Below are 20,684 nucleotides of genomic sequence, written 5' to 3' on the forward strand. Positions count from 1 at the left end.
AACGATCAAGGCCATGGGGCCCCTGCTGTTCGTCACGCTGTTCGGCCACGGCCACGTCACACCGACGTTGGCGCTGGTGGCGGAGCTGGTCCGGCGCGGCCACCGGGTCGAGTACGCGACCGGTGCCGAACACGCCGAGGCGGTGGTCGGCGCCGGGGCGCGCTGGGTCGAGCTGCCCCGGCTCCCGGACTTCCGCCCCGGGGGACCGAACCCGGCCGAGTCGTGGTTCCGGCACTACTTCGCCGCGATCCGGGCCGCGCACCCGGTGCTGCTGCGGCACTGCCGGGCCAACCGACCCCGCCTGCTCTGCTACGACGCGACGAACTGGCAGGGTCGCGTCGTGGCACGGCAGTGGGAGATCCCGGCCCTGCGCTACCTGCCGCACCTGGCGTCGAACGCGTCGTTCCAGCTCATGGACCTGACCCCGGTGCGGGTGCTGGCTCCGGAGTGCGCGCGGTTCGCCCGGGAGCACGGGGTCGACCTGGACGTGACGACCGTGGTCGAGGCACCCGAACGGCAGAGCCTGGTATTCGTCCCCGCCGAGTTCCAACCCGCCGCCGAGAGCTTCGACGACACCTTCCACTTCGTCGGCCCCATGCTGGGTCGGCGGGCGGAGGAGGAGTGGTCACCCCGGCACGGGGACCAGCCGCTGCTGTACGTGGCACTGGGCTCGATGATGTCGGACCCGGCCCTCTACCGGACCTGCGCCACCGACTTCACCGACGGCGCGTGGCAGGTGGCGATGAACGCCCGCGACACCGGCCCGGTACCACCGAACTTCGACGTCCGCCCCTGGTTCCCCCAACCCGCCGTCCTCCGCCACGCCAGGGCCTTCGTCACCCACGCCGGGATGAACTCCACCATGGAAGCCCTCACCCACGGCGTCCCCCTGATCGCGGTACCCCAGACACCGGAACAAGCCATCAACGCCGACCGCGTCGAGGAGCTCGGTTTGGGTGTGCGGCTGAAGGACCTTTCCGCCCTCCGGGAGGTCGTGGACCACGTCGCCAACGACCGGACCATCCGCCACAACCTCGCCGAGATGCGTGCGGCGATCGAAACCTCGGGTGGCGCCACCCGCGCGGCGGACATCATCGAGGCGTGTTGCTGAGTTCACGACGAACCGGTCTGGTTCCACCCACGCACCGGCAACCAGCCCGATGCCTGTAGGACCAGAATGGTCGTCAGACCGGTGGTCACGAGACCGCCGACCCGCAGGAGAGCCAGACTGGTCCGGGCGAGGCTGGCGATGACGAAACCGACGGTCCAGCCGATCACGACAAAGAGGTGCCGTTGAGCCCGGATTCGCTCGAGGATCTCTTCCCGCAGTGCGGCCCCTGGTGCGTGCCAGGGCCGAGGTCGTGGCGGCCCGGCGAGCGACCGGCCGGGCCACCGCCCGGCGCAGGGTGTGGTGGTTGCGGGCGCGGGGGCGTTCACCGTCGCCTGGGTGGTCTACCTCGTGCAGATGCTCCCCTAGAGCAGACCGCGGTCCCGCGCGTGGATGGCGGCCTGGGTGCGGTCGCGCAGGTTGAGCCTGGTCAGGATCCGGGAGATGTGGTTCTTCACCGTCCCCTCGCTCAGGTAGAGCGCGGCGGCGATCTCCCGGTTCGTCGCGCCCCGCGCGATGTGGCGCAGGATCTCGGTCTCCCGAGCCGTCACCTCACCCGTGTGCCCCGACGACAGCGCCGCCGTCACGTGCCGGGCCGCCGCGGCGTCGAGTTGGGTGACGCCCGCGTGCGCCAACCGCACGGCTTCGGCGAGGTCGGCGGCCGGGAGGTCCTTGAGCAGGTAGCCCACCGCGCCCGCGCGCAGGGCCTGCACGACGTACTCCTCGTCGTCGAAGGTCGACAGCATGAGCACCCGGCTCGCGGGCGCGCGGTCGCGCAGCACGGCCACCGCCGCCACGCCGTCCATCTCCGGCATGCGGACGTCCATCAGCACCAGGTCCGGTGCCAGGGCGAGGGTCCGCTCGATGGCCTCCTTCCCGTTGGCCGCCGTCCCCACGACCTCGATGCCCTCCCGCAACCCCAGCAGCGACGCGATGCCCTCCCGGATCAGGCGCTGGTCGTCCACCACCAGCACCCGCACGCTCACGCCCCCACCGCCAGACGCACCGTGGTGCCCGCCCCCGGCGCGCTCTCCACCGCCACCACCCCGCCCACCAACGCCGCCCGTTCCCGTAGACCCACCAGACCGAAACCGTCCACCTGCTCTGCCACCACGAACCCGCGCCCGTTGTCGCGCACCGTCAGTCGAACTTCGTCCGCGGTGTACTCGACGGAAACCCGCACCTCGTCGGCCGCGCTGTGGCGGTGGGCGTTGGTCAGCGCTTCCTGTGCCGCGCGGTAGAGAGTGGTCACCGCGGCCTGGCCGATCGGCCGCTCCGTGCCGACCACCCGCAACGTCACCTTCTCACCGTCGACCAGATCACCCAGCGCGGCGACCAGCGAGACCGGGGCACGCAGGGCGCCGACCGACGCGCGGACGTCCTCCAGCGCCAGCCGGGCCGACCGACGCGCGTCGGTGAGCGCGCGGTCGGCGACGGACGGATCGTGCGCGCGGAACGCCTCCGCCTTCTCCAACTGCACCGAGATCGCCGTCAGGTGGTGGCCGAGGCTGTCGTGGATGTCGCGCGCCAACCGGTTGCGCTCCACCGCCGCCGACAGCTCACCCACCCGCGCCGCCGACCGGCGCTCACGCAGCACGACCTCGGCCATCGCGACCGCCAGCACCAGGCCGAGGCCGAACATCAGCAGGTCCGAGACGACCGCCGCCTGCCGGTACCACTCCGGCACCCACACGGCGAACCCGCCGACGAGCAGCCCCAGGCAGACCGCGCCCAGCGCCGACCCGGCGGCGCGCCCGAAGCCCAGGTACGCCAGGAACGGCAGCAGCACGAACAGCGCCCGCGACAGCCCGGACCCGTCCAGCAGCGCCACGGCGACGAACAGCGCCAGCCGCGCCGCCAGGAAGGCCGCCGCGTGCTCGTGGCGCGCCGCGAACCACTCCAGCGCGAACAACGCGGCGACGCCCGCGCCGAACCCGATCGTCCTCAGTGGATCGTTCGGCCCCAGTCCGGCGAACACCCAGTACAGCCCGGCGACCAGCACGATTCCGTACACCGCACTCGTCACCCACGGCATCCTGCGCACTGGCCGAACACTACGCGCCACCGCGGCACCACGGGAATTCCTTGGCCGAAAGGCACATGACCTCCGGCCACCGCCTTGGCCGCGCGGCACTTCCGCCGGTACCGCCCGCGCTCCTACCTTTCCGGCGATCACAAGGGAGGAACCGGAATGAACACGACCAGACTGGGCGCCTGGTGCGGTATCGCGGCGGGCGCGCTCATCGCGCTACCGGCCGCCGTCGAGACCGTCACCGGCGAGACCGCCGCCACCAGCTTCCTGCTCGGCCTGTCACCGGCGCTGGCGGTCCCGCTGCTCATCGCCCTGCACCAACGCCAACAAGCCGCGACCGGCCCGTTCGGCGCCACCGCCTTCACCCTCAACACCATCGGCCTCGGCCTCTTCGGTGGCGCGGCGTTCATGCTCAACATGGGCATCTTCTACCTCCCCGAACCCACGGCGAAGACGCTGCTGCAAGGTCCGACCATGTACGCGCTGTTGGGCAGCGCCCTGGTCTTCACCGTGGGAACCGTCCTCTTCGGCATCACGATGGCCCGCGCGGGCGTCCTCCCGCGCGTCCCCTCGATCGCCTACACCCTCGCCCTGCCCGCCCTGGCCCTCGCCGCTCCGCTCCCCGACACCCTGTTGACCAGCTCCTTCCACATCGTCTCCGGCGCCGCCCTCGTCTGGCTGGCCGTGGCGCTGACCCGGTCGACGGCGCGCGAGGGCGGACGGAGCGCCGCGCGGTCGTGACGGGGCGTATCCGGGCAGGCTCCTGAGGAGGCCCTATATCGTTTGCCCGCCAAGGGACCATGGAGGAACCCGCCGCGGCTCCGCGAGCCCGGTGGGTCACTCCACATCGGACACGGGGAAGGCGATGCGCACCCAGGCGATCATCCGCAGGACACTGCGCGTACCGCGCGTCGACGGCGAGCCGGGAGACGGTGCCGCCGTCGCCCGGCAACTGGACATCGCGCTGGTCAAGGTGGGGTTCACCGCCGCGCGGGACCTGCTGGAACACGTCAGCGGCCTGGCGCCCGCCGCCGCGACCGGGCTCGCCCGGGAGGTCGTCGACGCGGTCCGCGAGCTGGTCGGAGCGCACGTCGAGCACAACTCGTACTTCATCAACTTCCCGAACCGGGTGCCCGACACCGTCGAGTTCTGGGCGAAGTGCCTGCGGGAGGCCCTGGCCCCCGCCGAGCGCGGCCGGTGGCGCAAGCGCGTGCCGACCGACGACGAGCTGCGCGCCCGCCTCGGCGCGGGCGTCGACCTGCTCAGCCTGCCCCGCTACGGCCGCTACCAGCACACCTTCGCCGAACTGCTCGCCGCGCACGACGAGCTGGTCGCGCTCGGCGCGGAGCGGATCACGGTCGTGCACCTCGGCGACTCCCTCGACGCCGAGACCAGCGCGCTGTACGTGGCGCTCGCCGGGTCCACCACCCCGCTCGGCGAGGTCGACCTCGAGCTGCTCGCCGAGCTGGCCCGGCTGTGCCCGAGCACCGAACTGCCGGACGTCCCGGTGCGGGAGAACAAGGCCGTGATCAACGCGGTCCGGCTCGCGGGCGGACGCCCCCTGATCGGCGTCGACACCGTCGCGGACGTGCTGCGGGTCGCCTGCCAGGCCAGTGGCGGCGACGTGACCTTGCAGCAGACCAGCAGGTTCCGCCGCTTCCGCAGGCCGGAGCGGCGCGTGCTCATGGCCGCGCTGAACTCGGTGACCGGGGGCAAGCTCGGTGACGTCGCCCGCCACCGCGAGCCGCTCAAGCGGCTGGGGGAGGGGCTGCACCCGCACGAGTACCCGGCCTACCCGCACGCCCAAGAGGTCTTCGCCGTCGCGCGCGGAGAGCGCACCGTCCGGTCGCTCGCCGCCCGGGCCGAGCTGGCGTTCGCGGCGGGGGACGTGGTGCGCGCGGCCGAAGTGCTCGGCAGTGCGCCGGCGATGTTCATGCGCTCCCTGGACCGGCTGCTGCGCTCGTGCGCCACGGAGTCCGAAGTGGACTCGGTGGCGGACGTCGCGGCGCTGGTGCTCGACTCCGTGTCCGGCCGCGTGCTGTGCTCGGTGCGCGAACACCTGGCCACCCGCACCGGCACCGGCGGCGCGCGGGTCTTCCCGACCCGGTCGCGCCGCGCGTGGGTCACCCAGGACACCCGCGACCCGCTGCCGCGCGCCGCGGTCGACCGGATCACCTCGCTCATCGACGCCGAGCTGATCGATCGCCTGCCCGCGTACGAACACCTCGTGGTCGACCCGGCCGTGCTCGACGTGGCGATCCCGTTGTCCGGCAAGGCGACCGAGGACGGTTTCGCCGTGCTGCCGCGCGGGTCGCGGACCCGGGTGGACGGCTCGGTGCTGCGGATGTTCACGTACTGGCGCCAAACCCGCGAACGCACGGACTTCGACCTGGGCGCGCTGCTGCTCGACGACCACTTCGGCTACCTGGGCCACGTGTCGTGGACCAACACCAAGGACGGCCTCATCACCTACTCCGGCGACGTCACCGAGGCGCCGTCCGGGGCCACGGAGTTCATCGACATCCCGCTGGGCTCAGTCTCCGCCGCGCACATCGTCCCCCAGGTCTCGGTCTACGCGGGCGAGGGCTTCGACGAGGTCGCGGAGTCGATGTTCGGCTGGATGACGCGGGAACCCGCGCAGCGCGGCGCCCCGTTCGAGCCCCGCACCGTGCGCACCCGCTCGGGGATGCGCGGCGCGGGCCGGGTCGCCCTGCCCGTGATGTTCTCCCGCGACGCGTCCGGCGCGTGGACCGCGACCTGGCTGCACCTGTACCTGAACGGCTCGCCCACCTTCCGGCAACTGGAGTCCAACCGGATGAGCACCGCGCTGCTGGTCCGCAACCTGCTGCGGCGCCGGTACTTCACGATCGGCTACCTGGTCACCCTGCTGCGGGCCAAGGCGGGCAAGGTCACGCTGTGGCGCGACCAGGACCGGTTCGACGCGCCGGTGGTGTTCCTCGGCCTGCACCGCCCCGACGGCCTGCCCGCGGGGTCGACGGCGATCACCACCGAGAACCTAAACCTGTTGGTGCCGCGCTGATCCGGGAGTAGACTCGGCGACGCGAGGCAATGCGGGGACTTCCTTCTCCATCGTTGATGAACAGGCTTAGTCCCCGCGCTCTCCTCGCCGAAGGGGCCCGCGCACCGCGCGGGCCCCTTTCACCTCGTGCGGATCAGTCCCACCAGAACGCCCACGAGTGGTCGTCGACGAGCCGCTCGGCGTAGGCGGTCAGCGTTTCGGTGTCCTGCCACACGTTGTCCGGGCAGAAGGCGAAGTGCTCGGCGGCCACGACCAGCGCCTCGGCCAGGGTCGCGGGCGGGGCGGCGACGCTGAGCAGCAGGGTGTCGAAGCCTACGGCGACGACCCGCGCGCCGAACCGGTCCTCCCAGTCGCGCAGCACGGCCGACAACTCCGCGGTGTCCTCGGTGTAGTTGGCCGGGCCGGTCCACCCCGCCACCGCCACCGCGTCGGCACCCCGCTCGGCGGCCACCAGGCCCAGCCGCATCGACGGGTGCCCGTCGAGAACGTGCTCCGCCAGGTCGTCGGCGGCGCGGTCCGCGTCGACGCGCGCGGCGGGCGCGGGAGCCGGACCGGGCCAGTCGCGGCCGTATGGCGCGGTGACCGCGGCCCGCTCCGCCGGTGAGAGGTCGTCGTCGCCGTTGTCGCCGATGCCGGTGTGCTCCGCCCACCACCCCGCCAACACCGCGGCCGCGTCGTGCCCGCCGGGCGCGGACATGGCGCCGGGGCACACCTCGCCGCTGCCCCACGGCCGGTACTCCGCCGCGTCGTCGTCCAGGGCGTCGAGCAGCAGCGGCCACAGGCCGGAGCGGGCGTGCTCGGCGCGCAGCCGCGCCCACAGCCCCTCGGGCGCGGACCCGTCGCTGAACCAGAACGCGGGTCGGTCGCCGACCTCCTCCTCGGAGCGCACGGCCCGGCCGGGCGGCAGCGGGACGGACAGGACGCGGGACGCGGCGCCGTCGGCGAACAGGGCTCGCAGGTCGGCGGGTAACGGCTGTTGGTCGGTCACGCGCGGATCGTAGCCGGCCGTACCGACACCGCGTGGTCCGTTCCCGAATCCACGGAGGGTGAGCCCGCGCACCGGCCCCGCCACCGACGGGGCAGGCCGATCCGGTGCGACGACACGCAGCGGACCCCTCCCGACCGCGCGGCCACACGATGGGGGGCTGACACGTTCGAGAGCTGGTTTCCCGGGCAACTTCCCCTGTGTCCGAACCGGAAGCACCGAAGGAGGAATCGCCATGGCTCGCCTCACGCGCGTCCTCGCGGGCACCGCGCTCGCGGTCGCCGCGACCGCCATCGTCACCCCCGCCGCCGCGGCCGACGGCCCGAGGTCCGGGGAAACCACCAACACCCGTCCCGCCGAGACGTGCGTGCGCGCGGGTGTGGTGTACGGCCAGAGAGCCACCGCGCCGGTCGCCTACCCGGTCGACGGGTGCGCGGGCGACGTCGCCCGGCTCGCGGAGACACCGAGCTTCACCTACAGCGGCCCGGCGGGCGTGGTCCGCGTCGGCGACGTGCCGGACCGGCAGTGCGTGACCACCCAGGGCGGGGCCCCGGGTACCCGCGCCGTCAACGGGTCCGACCGGATCGTGCTGCTCTACAACGGAACCAACTGCCGGGGCGTCGCCAAGGTCGTCTTCCCGGACGGCGAGTTCGCGGGCGCGTTCCAGTCGCTGCTGTTCCTGAGCATCCCTCGGTGAAAGCCCTGGGGCAGGGCGGTTTCCACCGCCCTGCCCCAGGTGTCCGCACGGGGGAGGCGCGTCAGCGGAGGTAGCGGCGGAGGCGGGACAGTCCCGACCGCCCGGCCTGCCCGGCGAGGTGCCGGAACCGGTCCCACGGCAGGGCCCGCCGGTCCACCTCGGCCTCTGGGTCGGCCAGTTCCGCCTTCAACCGGTTGATTTCCCGCTGCTGCGAGGTGATCGTGTCCACCAGGGCCGCCCGGTCCGCCTCGTTCGCCGCCGCGTCGTACTGCTGCTGCAGGACGCGGGTGTACAGGGCGATCCGGTTGTTCTCCATCGTCGCCAGCAGTTCCGACCCGGTGTACGGGCGCAGCGCCTCGGCCAGGTCCTCGGCGTACGGGGCACCACCGGGGACCAGGATGCCGAGCCCGAAGACGGCCGGGACCACGCTGAAGGTCCAGCCGGGGTTGAGCACCAAGGCGTCCTCGACCGCCGTCAGGACACCGTTGCGCTCGCCACCCGCGCGCTCGGCCACGGTGTACGCGCCCGCGCCGATGAAGCCCGCCGGGCTCAGCCCGTCGTGCCACGCGCTCGGGCCGTCGTGGCTGGCGGGGTGCTTGTCGCCGCCGCGCAGGGGCGAGGGCTCGTAGTACATGTCGCGGCGCGCGGCGGGCCACAGGACGTCGTGCATCAGGATGACCGCGTCCGGCGCGTGGGTCATGATCCAGCGCAGCTCCTCGCGGACCACCGCGTAGTTGTGGTCGCCGTCGAGGACGTACACGTCGGCGAGCGGCAGGTCGGCCAGTGCCTCCGGCGACGGCCGCTCGACCAACCGCAACGCGGGGTTGGCGGCGAACGTGTCACGCACCCGCGCGTCCGGGCTCGGCTCGACCCCGTACACCGCGGTCGCGCCCAGCTCGGCGTAGACGCCGCTGACGTGACCCGACTCCACGCCGACCTCGACCACCGTGGACACGCCGCGGTGCGCGAAGACGACGGCGAAGATCTCGCGGAACACCGCCATGGAGTGCAGCAGCACGGGGAGCTGCCGGGCGTGCCGGGCCTGGGCGTGCGGGTCGGTGCGGCTGCCGGTGGTCACGCTGTTCATCAGTCTCCTGTCAGCTTCCTGGCCGCCACCCTGGCGGCACCGGCGATCACCCCGACCGGCCCGCGGGCGCGGTACTCCTCGACGACCCGCGTGGACAGCGCCACCTGCGCGGGGATCGGCGCCGGGTCGCGCTCCTCCGGCATCCGGGGACCGGGCAGCGACCACGACTGCGGCAGCATCGCGAACGCGACCGTGACCTGCCCGGACGACACCGCCGCCCCACAGCGCGCGGCCAGCGGGAGCCACACCGCCGCGTGCGGGTGCTCGAACTCCACCAGGTTGCCGCCCAGCCACCGGCAGTCGACGAAGGTCAACTCGGCGAACTCGTCCGGCTGCTCCCAGCGCAGCGCGCACGCCCGCCCCTCGCGGCCGGTGACGACCCGCGCCTCGATCCAGTCCACCCGCACGATCGCCGGTCTGCCCGGGATGGCCAGCGACACGTCCACGACGTCCGGGCCGCGGAAGTCGACGCGGGCGAAGGACAGCCCGTTGTGGTTGATCCGGACCCGGCGGCGCGGGGTGTCGTGCCAGGTGTCGTCCGCCAGCCGGTACCGCAGCAGGGTGCCGAACGGCTCCCCGCTCGGCTCGAACACCGCCCGGTCGACCGCGCCCTCGGCGACCGCCCGGGTGGCCGCGGCCAGCCCCGGGTCGGACGCGGCCAGCAGTGCGGGCCAGAAGCAGTCGCGCATGTCCAGGTCGTCGAGGTCGTTGGGGGACAGGTACGGGATGGCTGCGGCCAGGTCGTCGGGCACCACCGGGGTGACGACCGCGGAGCCGAAGTTGTCCTCGTGCGCCCAGTCGCCCAGGAACGCGGCCTCCCGCGCGTCCGGTGCCTGGAGCGCGCGGGTGAGCACGGTGGCCAGCCGCGGCGCCGCGGTGGTGCCGAGCAGCGGCCAGTTCTTGTCGGTGCCGACGTAGCGGGCCCAATTCGCCTGGAACGCGCGGATACCGGCCTTCGCGGCGGCCCGCTCCGCCTGCTGCGCCGCACTGCCCTCCACGGGCCCGAGCACCGGCGCGCCGTCCTCGTCGAAGGCCAGCAGCGACCCGCAGAGCGCGTTGACGCACTGCTCGACCACCTCGGGGCTGCGGCTGACCGCGCGGACCACCTCGCGGGGGTGGTCCACCTGCCCGAGGTAGCCCTCCACGCGCAGGCCGTCGAGCAGCACCCCGGCGGCGCGCTCGTCGGCGACCAGGTAGAGCCCGGCGGGCGCGATGTCCACGCCCGCGTCGCGCAGCGCCTTGGCCAGCTGGTGCTGGATCGTGCCGCCCCAGCCGAGGTCGACCAGGGTCAGGTCCTCGGCGTCGAGGGCGCCCGCCGCGCGCAGCGACCGCACCAGCCGCTCGCGCGCGGTGTCGACCACCTTGGACAGCCGGGTGCGCAGGTGCTCGGTCTCGGTGAGCGCCCGCCCGACGGAGTCCACGAGCTGCTCGTCGTCGAGCAGGGAGTCCAGCGAGCCGACCAGCCCGGGCACGTCGCCGGGGCGCAGGCGCAGCATCTCCAGCAGCTGCCGCGCGCTGAGCCGGTACCGCTTGCGGATGAAGGCGCGCACGGCTCCCGGGTCCAGCGGGTCGAGCGCGGCCACCGAGGTCACCTGGCGCGAGAGCCACACCGGCTCGGCCCGCACGGCCCAGCCGCGGGCCTCGGCGGCGGCGTTGACCATGGCGGCGAGCAGCTCGCCCTCGCGCATCGGGCACCACAGCACGGATGTCCCCGCCTCGTGCGCCCGGTGCGCGGCCCACTCGGCGAAGCCGGTGAGCACGGGGCCGAGCACGGCGGCGCCGTAGCGCCAGGCCGCGGTGCGGGACGCGGTCGCGGCGGGGGCGTGCGCGCCCAGGGTCCGGGCGCGCAGGGTGGTCATGCCGAAGTCGCCGTGCGCCGGGTCGACCAGCGCGCCGAACGGGCCGAACGGGTCCGTCGTCTCCGACTCGCGCTCGATCACGCGGGTGAAGTCGGCGTCGACGCGCTCGTAGTGCAGGGTGCGCACGCCGAGCGCGGCGGGCACCTCGTGGTCGGCGACGCGGTTGTCGCCGATGTGCAGGACCTGCCGCGGCGCGCGGTCGAGGGCGCCGAGCACGATCGGCCAGAGCCCACCCGCCTTGTCCGCGCCGTGTTCGTGGGAGCGGAACACCGCGATGTCGTCGAGGGGACCGATCTCGGGGCGGTCCAGCAGCGCGGCCAGCTGCTCGGCGGTGAAGTACGTGTCGGACACCAGCACCACGGGCACGCCGTGCGCCCGGGCGACGCCGATCAGCGCGGCGACGTCGAGGTCGACCACGGTGCACGACCGCTCGACCCGCACCTCGGCGGCGACGAGCGCGTCCAGCCCGACCGGGTCCACCACGGCCTCCGGCATCGCCCGCCAGATGTCGAACAGCGACACCTCCGGGCCGAGCGCGCCGCGCCCCGCGCGGGCCCGCTGCTCGGCGCCGATGCGCATCCGGCGGAACGCGGCGTCGCCGATCCAGCCGGGGAGCTGACCCGTGGCCCGCAGGTGCGCGGCCAGCACGGTGAACACGTCGGTCGGCCGCGGTACCCGCCGCCACAGCAAGGTGTCGAACACGTCGAGCGAGAGCACGGCGCACGAGCGGTCGGCGATCATGCCGACGACGGGACCCAGTTGCGCGTGCTCGGCTATGTCAGGCACTCCGGCGCCGGTCATCTGTCTCCCCTGTGGTATCGCGCTCACGGCTTGCGGGGATGCTCAGTTTATGGACGGCCCGGACAATTCCCCGGACGGCGCACGGGGAATGCGAAGACTCTTTTCGGTAATGCCGGATCGAGTGAATACGGCGCGGAATTGCCTACGACCGGTAGCGGATTGGCACGGCCCTTCCCGGTGGCGCGCCGGGTCTCCCGATCGGAAGTCCTGAGTGGACGGTGAAGGTCCGTTCGCGTCACGGGCGGGCCGGGTTGCCCGGTGCCGCGCGGCACCGGGCAACCCGGTCGTGGTGCGGGTCAGGGGCCGGTGACCAGCGGGTGGTCGTTGAAGAACTCCCAGAACGTGTCAGTGGCCTTGATCTGCGCGGTCACCTTGCCGTTGCCGCTGGAGCCCGGCGCCGCGCCGGGCCAGGTGTGCGCACCGGTGATGATCTTGTAGTGCACGATGTCCCGGTTCTGCGGGCAGAGGTCACGGGTGATCCGGACGACCTCGGAGCTCAGCGGGGTGGACACGATCGTGGACGAGCAGAGGTTGCGGGTGGCCCAGGTCTGGGTCCAGTCCGCGATCGAGGGCAGCACCTCGTGGTGGTTGTCGTCGTCGCCGTTGTACTTGATGACCTGGTCGTCGTCGCCGTGGAACTCGACGATCGGCGCGCGCTGCTCGACGCAGTCCGACCGCGTGCCGGGGTAGAAGGCCCCCGCGACGATGCCGAACGCGGCGATCCGCAGCGGCAGCCTGCACGCCAGCAGCGCGACGAACCCGCCGCCGTTGGACTTGCCCGCCGCGAAGATCCGGTCCGGCTGCACGCACAGCGTCTGCTGGAGGTGGTCGAGCAGGTCGGCGACGAACTGCACGTCGTCGAACGGCGCCGCGTAGAGCGGGCCCTGCCAGGCGCGCTCGTTGTCCTGGTCCGGGAGGCCACGCGGGTAGACGGCGATGGCGTCCAGGTCGTCGATCTTGGAGTAGGCCTCGATCTCAGCGCTGTCGCTCTTGCGGCCGTGGAAGGCCAGGATCAGCGGCTTCTGGTGCCCGGGCTGGTAGGTGGTGGGCAGGTGGATCAGGTACTCGCGGGTGAGGCCACCGGACTGGACGGAGCCCGGCGCGGTCACCCCCGGGGTCAGCGTGGTGGACGTGAGCTGGCACCCGGTCGACGCGACGGGGTAGTTGTGCGCGGGCGGTGTCGCCCCCGCCACCTGCGGGGTGACCACGGTGGCGGCGACGGCGGCGGTGACGACGGCGAGCTCGGCGAATCTCATTGACACCTCGGGTGGAGGAGGGTTCACGGCTGGTCGTTGACGCTCGTGCCCCTCCACTGCTCGGCGGGAGCACATCCCGTCACACGGGGGACCCCCGCGGCCGGTTGCCCCGAATCCTGATCTTCATCCCGAGGTCGCTTCGGGGCACTGTCGCCCTTGACGACGAGGAAGTCTATATAGATAGACTTCCTCGCATGGCACGTCGACCCTCGGCCCAGACCCTGGCGGTGCTGGAGCTGCTGGCCCGCGACCCGGACACCCCGCGCCACGGCTACGAGCTGGGCAAGGAGCTGGGGCTGAAGGCGGGCACGCTGTACCCGATCCTGATCCGGTTGTGCGAGCGGGGTCATCTCGCCGCGTCCTGGGAGTCCGACCCACCCGCCGGGCGCCCGCCCCGGCACCTGTACCGCCTGCTCGGCACCGGCCTGCGCCTGCTCGACCAGGCGCGGGAAGCGGCTCCGGCGACCACCAGCCCGGCCCTGGGCGGCGCGTTGTGACCACCGACTTCGCCGACCGGCTGCTGGCGGTCGCGGTCCGCGCGCTCCCCGCGCACCGCCGCGACTGGGGTCGGGCCATGGTCGCGGAACTGGCCGCGTTGACCGACCGCGCCGAGCGGCGCCGGTTCGCCCGGGGCTGCGTGCGCGCGGTCGCGTTCAGCGGCCCGGCCCTGCGCGCCACCACCCGGGTGCTGGTCCTGCTGGCGCTGTCGGCGGTGATCGTGGTCGAGGCGACCCGCCTGCGGTCGGTCGGCGTCGCGGTCGAGGCGGTCGGGTTGGCGGTGGCCGTCCTCGGGCTGGTGTGGCGGGACTCCCGCCGGGACGCCGTCGGCCCGGTCGGCGGTCGGGTCGCCCGCCAGTGGGGGTACGCCGTGGTGCTGGCGACCGTCGCGGTGCTGCTGACCACCGGCGTCAACGACCCGAGCGGGTGGTGGCTGGCCGCGGCGGCCGTGGTCGTCTACCTGGCGGCCCTGCTCCGGATCACCACGCGCCGGGCGGACGGGATCGTGTCGTTCCCGCTCGTCGGCGCGCTGACCGCGGCGGGCCTGGCCGTGTGGTGGGTGCCGATGCTGCTGCTCGCGGCGGTGCGCGCGGCGCCCGCGCTGACCTTCCCGGTGGCCTTCGCGGTCGTGCTCGCGGGCGCGGTCCTCGGTCCCCGGGTCGGCTCGCGGATCCGGGGCCTGATCAGCGGCCTGGTGGCCGCGGGCGCGCTGTTGCTGCTGGTGTTCCTCGCCGCGGTGGTCACCTACCGCGTCGCCCCAGGACTTGCTCCTGACCTCTTCGGCGCCGACTGGGGCGCGTTCCCCAAGGCCACCCGGCTGGAGATGAACAGCGTGGAGGCCGTCGACCCGTACGTCGCCGACTTCCTCCTCGGCGCCCTGGTCGGCGCCGGTCTGATCATCATCACCGAGCGGTTGGTCGGCCGGACGGGACCCGCCCACCCCCGGTAGGAGGTGGGCGGGCGTCCGATCGTCCTGGCAGGGATCAGGGCGTCGGGGTGGGGCTGGTGGTCGGTGGTCGCGTGGTGGGCGGGGGACCGGTCGGCGGGGTGGGCGGCTGCCCGGTGCCGGGCGGCTGTCCGGGTCCACCCGGGCCACCAGGTCCGCCGGGACCGCCCGGGCCACCGGGGCCTTGGCTGTCGTCGTCGCCGACCTCGGTGTCGGACAGGTCCAGCGCGATGCTGAACTCCGCGGTGTGACCCTGGTGGGTGCGGCGCGGCTGGAGCGTGAGCTGGTCGCCGCCCTGCAGGTAGATGAAGTCCTTGGCGTTGGTGGTGTCCGGGGTGCCCTTGGCCTTGTACGGGTCCTTGGCCAGGTAGCCCGCCTTGAACTCCTCGGTGAAGTAGAGCTGCGAGGTGAACTCGTAGGGCTTGCCGTCGGTGCCGGTGGTCTGGATCTTGATGTGGATGTGCACCGTGCGGCCCCGGTACCAACCGGGCAGGACCGTGGTGAACCGGACCCGGCCCGCGCGGTCGGACTTCTGGTAGCCGCGCAGGAACTTCTTGCCGGACGACCCCTCGCTCGCGATGTCGGAGTAGACCCCCGCCGCGTCGCAGTGCCAGATGTCCACCACCGCGTCGCGCAGCGGCAGGCAGCGCTTGTCGCGGATCTGCAGGACGGTCAGCTCGAGGGCCAGCGGCGCGCCGGGGGACCGGACGCCGGTGGTCGGGTCCGAGCGGATGTCGGACCGGTTGAGCCCCTCGTCGACGAAGTACGGGCCCTCGACCTGTTCCGGTTTGGCCACGCAGTTCACGTCGCAGTCCGGTCCGCCACCCGGTCCGCCGTCACCCGATCCGGTGGCCGCGAGGGCCACCCCCGATCCGGTGACGGTCAGCGCGGCACCCGCGAAGCCGAGCAGGGTCAGCGCCTGCCGCCTGCCCAGGACGCGGCCGACCGGCTCGTCGTCATCGTGCATCGTTGAAGCTCCTCACTCACTGTGCCAGTTCGGATACCAGCGGTGAGGAAGCTAGGTGCGGTTCCTGGGCGCGCGGTGTGCGCCACCTGTGCGGTAGTTGTGTGAACGCCGTCCCCACTTGCCAAACGGCGCGGGGACGGCGTTCTCGGGTTGCGCGCCGTCTACCGCTCGAAGACGATTCGGCCGTCCACCACGGTCATCGCCACCCCGACGTTCGGCAGGTCGGCCGGGGCCAGCTCCAGCGGGTTGGCCTCCAGGACGGTCAGGTCCGCGACCTTGCCGACCTCCAGCGTGCCCTTCCACGACTCCGCGCCGTCCTGCCGCGCGGCGTTGACGGTGTAGGCGCCCAGCAGCTGCCGCATCAGGGCCGGGCTCGGCTCGGCGCCCATCCACTGCGCGGCGGCGGCGATCCACTGCCGCCAGTCCGGCTCGATGACCGGCGCGTCGGAGCTCAGGCACACCGGGATGCCCAGGTCGAAGGCCTCGCGCAGCGGCCACGCGGTGCGCGCGGCGTCCTCGTCGAGCGCGGCGGCCAGCCACGGCGCGGTCATCACCGCGATGCCCGGCTGGGTGTTGAGGCCGATGCCCAGCTCGGCGGCCCTGGCCAGCACCGCGCGGTCGACCAGGTCGCCGTGGATGAGGTAGTGCCTGCCCTTGGGGCCGTGCGCGGCGATGGCGTCGGCCATGGCCGAGACGGTGACCTCGATCGAGCGGTCGCCGGTGGCGTGCACGCCGATCTGCGCGCCCGCCTGGTGCGCCAGGTCGACCATGCGGCGCAGGTTGGCCTCGCGGTCGGCCAGGTCGGCGCCGTCGACCAGCAGGTGGCCGGAGCTGCCGTCGGCGTAGCAGCGGTGCGTCCAGGCCGAGCGCATCGGCGGGATGCCGTCGGCGAAGATCTTCACGCCCGCGATGTTGAACCAGCGCGGGTCGCCGTCGGGCTGCGGCGAGACCAGGCCGCGCTCGAAGTCGGCCAGCGTGCTGGGGCCGTCGAGCTGGCCGAACAGGCGCAGCACCGTCACCCGGGCGCGCAGCTTGCCCTCGGCGGCCACGGCGGCGTACTCGCGCAGCACGTCGGTGGAGAAGCACCCGGTCGAACCCTCGTCCTCACCCGGGCCGAGGCCGGGCTCGGTGTAGCTGGTGATGCCGAGTTCGGCGGCGATGTCACCCGCCTTGATGATGGCCGCGCGGCGCTCGGCCGCGTTCTTCAGCAGCGGCTCGCCGTCGCCCGCGGCCTCCAGGCCGCCGCCGAGCAGCGTCTTGGGCCACATCGCGCCCAGCCAGGCGCCGTGCAGGTGCGAGTCGTTGATGCCGGGCAGCGCGGTGCGGCCGTAGAGGTCCACGACGTGGGTCTTGGGGCCGATGAGGTGGTCGACCTCGCCGACGGCGGTGATCAGCCCGTCGGTCACGGCGACCGCGCTCGCGACGGTGTCGGCGCCGTCGAAGGTGAGCACCGTGCCGCCGGTGAGCACGAGGTCGGCGGGCTGCGCACTGGTCACGGTGTTCCTCCGGTCAACAAACGTAGAAGATGCGGCCTCAGTATAGGGGCCAACGGGATGTTCTCCCGGTTTTTCGTCTATGTATGTAGACTAAACCAACCACTCTCGGCAAGGAGGGCCACTCATGGGCGACGCCCAGCGCATCCCGGTCAGGCAGCTCGGACCCGGCGGTCCGGACGTGCCGCTGTTCGGCCTCGGCTCCTGGAACACCTGGGACCGGATGGAGTTCGACGACGCGGTCGCCCTGGCGCGCCGCGCGGCGGCCGCGGGTGCGACGCTGTTCGACGTCGCGCACTACAACTTCGGCCCGCACGCCGAGCAGGCCCGCACCGACATCATCTTCGGCGAGGTCGTGCGCGCGGCGGGCATCGCCCGCGAGGACTACCACCTGTGCGGCAAGCTGTGGCTGTGGGAGTACCCCACGACCACCTTCGACTCGCAGATGACCACCTCGCTGGAGCGCATCGGCGTCGAGCGGGCCGACAGCGTCGTGGTCGGCGACTACATGTCGCCGCCGGACATCCCCGCGGTGGTCACCGACGTCAACGAGCAGATCGCCAAGGGGCGCTTCGCCGTCTGGGGCGTCAACAACTGGATCGCGTCCGACCTCGAGGCGGCGCTGGCCTTCGCCGACCGCGAGGGCCTGGTCGGCCCCACCTTCGCCCAGCTGAAGTACAGCATCGCCCGGCGCACCATGGCCGAGGGCCCGTTCTACGCCCCGTACTTCGCCGACGGCCGCCTCGCGCTGCAGGCCTCCGACGTGTTCGAGGGCGGCATCCTCGCGGGCCGCAAGTTCCCCGAGCGCAAGATCGGCGCCGACCCGGGCGGCATCCGCGACACCATCCGCGAGGCCGCCGACGCGGTCGCCGAGATCGCCGCCCGCTACGGCGCGACCGCGGCCCAGGTCGCCATCGCGTTCTGCCTGACCAACCCGGCGGTGGCCAACGTGCTCTTCGGCGTCAGCCGGATCGAGCAGCTGGAGGACAACCTCGGCGCGATCGAGCTGGCCGCCGAGCACGGCGCCGAGCTGCACGCCGCGCTGGACCCGCTGTGGTCGGACAAGGCGGTCAACGCCGACGGTTCCTGGTCGCTGTAGGTCGGTCGCCCCGGAGTCCCCGCCCGCCATGCCCCGACGGGCGGGGAAGCGGGCCCCCGCACGCAGGAGTCGGTGCGCGGTAGTCGGGTCTCCCGGGGCGCGCATACCGGCGGTGTCGCTTTCTCGAACGGTGTGCTGTGGTGGGGGTCGCCTCCTGGGAGGCGGAAACGACAACGGGGGCGGTCCGGGAAATCCCGGACCGCCCCCGTTTTCCGTTTACGGGCGCGCGATGCGCTCGAAGAAGGAGTCCAGGTGCTGGCGCTGCAACTTCCGCGTCGAGTACCGCGGCCCGACCAGGCTCATCACGTTCGAACCCGCGTTGATCAGCACGATCTCGTCCACCAACTGCTCGTCGGGCAGCTCGGTGCGGATATCGCCTTCCGCGCGGCCTTCGCGCAGGTAGCGGTGCAGCAGCGAACGCCACGACTTGAGGTGCGCCAGGTAGCGGTTGTGCAGCCGCTTGTTCGACAGCGACATCTCCCAGAACGCGAACAGGACCCGGCCCGCGGTGACCCGTTTGGCGTCCAGGGGCATCGTCGCCGTGCACATGATGCGCAGCGCGTCGAGCCCGGTGTGGTCGGCCACGACGGCCGTGATGTGCTCGTGCATCATCGCCAGCGCCCGCTCGAACGTCGCCTCGACCAGCACGTCCTTGCTCGGGAAGTACCTTTTCAGCGCCCCGTTGGCGAACCCGGCGGCCTCGGCGATCTCCCGCATCGTGGCGGCTTCCAGCCCACCTCGAACAATCAGCCCCCACGTCACCTCCACGATATGCGCCCGACGCTCGTCGTGGTCGATGACCTTGGGCATCTTTCTCCTCAAGCACTGGTTAGAGCGTTACGACTACCGAGGAAGTGTAACGGAGCAACGCGCCTGTTCCACCACCAATCCGCACCATTCTTTTGCACCACGGTTGCCGGGATCTGTACCATGGACGTGAGTGATGGTCATGATGGGCGCGTTGTGTGTCCCCACCTGGGAACCTGGGCCGTTCGGCCACTCGATGTGATCGTCGCGGTCACGCTGGGGACATGTGGTGTTCGGATCTTTCGCCGCTCAAGACACGGTTCTCCATACCCGGTGAACGATATTTCACCGATCACCGGCGATTGGGCGGACTCGCTTTGTGTGAATGCCGCGATCGGTTGCCGCGGTAGGTCACCCGGATAAATCGGGTCCGCCCAATCACGCGTCAGACCAGGGTGCGCCGGGTCCTTGGCGGGCACGGCTCGCGGGCGTGGGGGATTGCGGCCGGTGCGGTTTCTCGACGGCTCGGGGGATTGTCGAGGGGCGCAAGCGGGCGAACTCGGTCGCGGGCTGCCCTCGGGTCAGCGCCGTGGTCGACCTTGTGGACGAACAGCGGAATCGGGATCCGCGGACGCCGCGGGGGCTGGTGCGGGCGTGGGTCCGCGTCTGTTTCCCTCGACAGCGGAGACGGTCGTGAGCGCAGGGCGCGTGAGGTGCGCCTGGGTCGGCCGCGGTGCCCCGGCAGCACCGGGGCACCGCGGGCGGCATTCGGCCTAGCCCACCGGTCGGATGCCGATGACGACGCGTTCGCCGCCGGTGTCGGGGTCGGTGTGGACGTCGACGTGCACCCGGTCGGCGTAGACGGGGTGGGTGACCACGATGGCGCCGTCCGAGTCGGTGACGCGCAGTTCCCGGGTCGGGGTGTCGAGGGCGCCGGAATGCAGGTGCGCCAAACCCTTCAGGGTCGACGCGGATGGGGGTGCGCGGTACAGCTCGACCGTCGCCGGGCCGTCCGCCGCTCCTCGGACGCAGATCCAGAGCGAGTCGTTGTCGGCGTGCACCCAGTCGGTGACCGGGTTCCAACCCGCGTGGCGGGCGGTGGTGGCGGTGTCGTCGACGAAGAGCAGTCCGCGGGTGAACGGCAGGGTGAAGGCGGCGATGAGGTCGTCGGTGTCCACACTGCCCTTTCCCACGTCGTGGTCCGGTCGAGACTAGTCGCAGACCCGGACGTCGAGGATCCGCACGGGCTTCTTCGGCGCGCCGTCGGTGGCGCCGTCCGGGGTGATCCCGGCGGCGACGATCCGGTCGAGGACGGTGAGGCCGCGCGTGACCCGGCCCAGGACGGTGTAGACGGGGCTGATCTTGGCGACCGAGTGCACGATGAACCACTCGCTGCCGTTGGTCCCCGGGCCCTGGTTGCCCATGGCGATGGTGCCGCGCGGGTAGGTCTCCTTGCCGGTGACCTCGTCGGGGAACCTGTAGCCGGGCCCGCCCTCCTCGGCACGGTAGATGTCGCCGCACTGCAGGACCCCGAGCCGTTCGCTGTTGGTCAGCCGCCAGCACTGGGACCGGTCGTAGAAGTCGGAGCGGGCCAGGTGCACCAGGTTGTGCACGGCGCACGGCGCGTTGTCGCGGTCCAACAGCAGTTCGATGGACCCGTAGTTGGTGCGGATCGTCACCTCGACCTCGCCGTGCGCCTTGGCCTTCGAGCCGGGGACGCGCACGGGCCGGGCCGCCGGGTTCTCCGGCGTCGGGGTGAACTGGCAGCGGACGGTTTTGTGCCGCGCGGTGGTGGGTTCGGCGCTCGCGGGGCTGGTGAGCAGCAGGGACGCGCCAAGCGACAGGGCGAGGGTGACCAGTGTTCGCTTCATCCACCGGACGCTAGTGGCTGCGGCGTACCCGGTCGATCCCCCGTTCTCCGGTAGTCGGTTGCCGCTGCCGCGCCCGGCCCGCTAGAGTCGGCGACGTGACTGCCGGGTCTGCCGTGAGGCAAGAGCGAGTGGGGTCCCCGGCCGGGGCGTGACCGGCGTTCGGGCCGCCCGAGGGCCGCCCGTCGACTTTCCTTCCTC

19 protein-coding genes are annotated in these 20,684 nt (G+C 72.6%); 7 read left to right on the forward strand and 12 right to left on the reverse strand.

The genetic code is table 11. The features are described from left to right. The first annotated feature begins 13 nt into the window (after positions 1-13). Positions 14-1,111 (forward strand): macrolide family glycosyltransferase, encoded by a 1,098-nt coding sequence (locus CLV40_RS02435; protein ID WP_104476782.1) that lies wholly within the window; start codon positions 14-16, stop codon positions 1,109-1,111. A gap of 2 nt (positions 1,112-1,113) precedes the next feature. Here CLV40_RS02435 and CLV40_RS37705 read toward each other — a convergent pair whose 3' ends face one another. From CLV40_RS37705 to CLV40_RS02445, 3 genes are all read right to left on the reverse strand, one after another. Next, positions 1,114-1,278: a hypothetical protein gene (locus CLV40_RS37705; RefSeq protein ID WP_181043278.1), complete on the reverse strand. Its 165-nt coding sequence runs from the start codon at positions 1,276-1,278 to the stop codon at positions 1,114-1,116. Positions 1,279-1,473: 195 nt separating this feature from the next. Continuing rightward, positions 1,474-2,094: a response regulator gene (locus tag CLV40_RS02440; RefSeq protein ID WP_104476415.1), complete on the reverse strand. Its 621-nt coding sequence runs from the start codon at positions 2,092-2,094 to the stop codon at positions 1,474-1,476. Then, complete coding sequence (locus CLV40_RS02445; protein WP_104476417.1) at positions 2,091-3,143, reverse strand: sensor histidine kinase; 1,053 nt, start codon at positions 3,141-3,143, stop codon at positions 2,091-2,093. Before CLV40_RS02445 ends, CLV40_RS02440 begins: the two co-directional genes overlap by 4 nt. Positions 3,144-3,299: 156 nt before the next feature. Here CLV40_RS02445 and CLV40_RS02450 point away from each other — a divergent pair, with 156 nt between their 5' ends. Further along, positions 3,300-3,881: a hypothetical protein gene (locus CLV40_RS02450; protein WP_104476419.1), complete on the forward strand. Its 582-nt coding sequence runs from the start codon at positions 3,300-3,302 to the stop codon at positions 3,879-3,881. 124 nt (positions 3,882-4,005) lie between these two features. Then, the gene (locus CLV40_RS02455) at positions 4,006-6,180 is read left to right on the forward strand and encodes a TerD family protein (protein WP_104476420.1); all 2,175 of its coding nucleotides are present in this window, start codon (positions 4,006-4,008) and stop codon (positions 6,178-6,180) included. A gap of 133 nt (positions 6,181-6,313) precedes the next feature. On the opposite strand, the gene CLV40_RS02460 is transcribed toward CLV40_RS02455, so the two are convergent. Beyond that, entirely contained in the window at positions 6,314-7,168 is an 855-nt protein-coding gene (locus CLV40_RS02460; RefSeq protein WP_245930965.1) for a DUF4253 domain-containing protein, read from the reverse strand. 232 nt (positions 7,169-7,400) lie between these two features. On the opposite strand from CLV40_RS02460, the gene CLV40_RS02465 reads away from it, so the two are divergent. Further along, a complete protein-coding gene (locus CLV40_RS02465; protein WP_104476424.1) occupies positions 7,401-7,862 on the forward strand; it encodes a hypothetical protein in 462 nt (153 codons plus the stop codon). Between the two features lie 61 nt (positions 7,863-7,923). On the opposite strand, the gene CLV40_RS02470 is transcribed toward CLV40_RS02465, so the two are convergent. From CLV40_RS02470 to CLV40_RS02480, 3 genes are all read right to left on the reverse strand, one after another. Further along, positions 7,924-8,949: a class I SAM-dependent methyltransferase gene (locus tag CLV40_RS02470; RefSeq protein ID WP_104476425.1), complete on the reverse strand. Its 1,026-nt coding sequence runs from the start codon at positions 8,947-8,949 to the stop codon at positions 7,924-7,926. Continuing rightward, positions 8,949-11,609 (reverse strand): HAD family hydrolase, encoded by a 2,661-nt coding sequence (locus tag CLV40_RS02475; RefSeq protein ID WP_104476427.1) that lies wholly within the window; start codon positions 11,607-11,609, stop codon positions 8,949-8,951. The genes CLV40_RS02470 and CLV40_RS02475 overlap by 1 nt, the downstream gene beginning before the upstream one ends. 296 nt (positions 11,610-11,905) lie before the next feature. Next, a complete protein-coding gene (locus tag CLV40_RS02480) occupies positions 11,906-12,865 on the reverse strand; it encodes a CE1 family esterase (RefSeq protein WP_104476429.1) in 960 nt (319 codons plus the stop codon). Between the two features lie 194 nt (positions 12,866-13,059). On the opposite strand from CLV40_RS02480, the gene CLV40_RS02485 reads away from it, so the two are divergent. Both CLV40_RS02485 and CLV40_RS02490 read left to right on the forward strand, forming a co-directional pair. Then, positions 13,060-13,362, forward strand: a complete 303-nt coding sequence (locus CLV40_RS02485) for a PadR family transcriptional regulator (RefSeq protein ID WP_104476431.1) — start codon at positions 13,060-13,062, stop codon at positions 13,360-13,362. Then, positions 13,359-14,312, forward strand: coding sequence for a hypothetical protein (locus tag CLV40_RS02490; RefSeq protein ID WP_104476433.1), 954 nt, complete (start codon positions 13,359-13,361; stop codon positions 14,310-14,312). The genes CLV40_RS02485 and CLV40_RS02490 overlap by 4 nt, the downstream gene beginning before the upstream one ends. Before the next feature lie 34 nt (positions 14,313-14,346). On the opposite strand, the gene CLV40_RS02495 is transcribed toward CLV40_RS02490, so the two are convergent. Together CLV40_RS02495 and CLV40_RS02500 are read right to left on the reverse strand one after the other, a co-directional pair. Continuing rightward, the gene (locus CLV40_RS02495) at positions 14,347-15,276 is read right to left on the reverse strand and encodes a dioxygenase family protein (protein ID WP_104476435.1); all 930 of its coding nucleotides are present in this window, start codon (positions 15,274-15,276) and stop codon (positions 14,347-14,349) included. 161 nt (positions 15,277-15,437) lie between these two features. Next, on the reverse strand, positions 15,438-16,772 hold the full coding sequence (locus CLV40_RS02500; protein WP_181043279.1) for an amidohydrolase: 1,335 nt from the start codon (positions 16,770-16,772) through the stop codon (positions 15,438-15,440). Between the two features lie 124 nt (positions 16,773-16,896). Between CLV40_RS02500 and CLV40_RS02505 the strand changes: the two genes are divergently transcribed. Next, on the forward strand, positions 16,897-17,868 hold the full coding sequence (locus tag CLV40_RS02505; protein WP_104476437.1) for an aldo/keto reductase: 972 nt from the start codon (positions 16,897-16,899) through the stop codon (positions 17,866-17,868). Between the two features lie 216 nt (positions 17,869-18,084). Here CLV40_RS02505 and CLV40_RS02510 read toward each other — a convergent pair whose 3' ends face one another. The 3 genes from CLV40_RS02510 to CLV40_RS02520 all read right to left on the reverse strand — a co-directional run bounded on the left by CLV40_RS02510 (position 18,085) and on the right by CLV40_RS02520 (position 20,486). Then, positions 18,085-18,678 (reverse strand): TetR/AcrR family transcriptional regulator, encoded by a 594-nt coding sequence (locus CLV40_RS02510; RefSeq protein WP_104476438.1) that lies wholly within the window; start codon positions 18,676-18,678, stop codon positions 18,085-18,087. A 710-nt stretch (positions 18,679-19,388) separates the two neighbouring features. Next, positions 19,389-19,808: a hypothetical protein gene (locus CLV40_RS02515; RefSeq protein ID WP_146107901.1), complete on the reverse strand. Its 420-nt coding sequence runs from the start codon at positions 19,806-19,808 to the stop codon at positions 19,389-19,391. Positions 19,809-19,826: 18 nt separating this feature from the next. Continuing rightward, positions 19,827-20,486, reverse strand: a complete 660-nt coding sequence (locus CLV40_RS02520) for a peptidylprolyl isomerase (protein ID WP_104476442.1) — start codon at positions 20,484-20,486, stop codon at positions 19,827-19,829. Positions 20,487-20,684: the final 198 nt, after the last annotated feature.

The organism is Actinokineospora auranticolor (assembly GCF_002934265.1).
Taxonomy (GTDB): Bacteria; Actinomycetota; Actinomycetes; order Mycobacteriales; family Pseudonocardiaceae; genus Actinokineospora; species Actinokineospora auranticolor.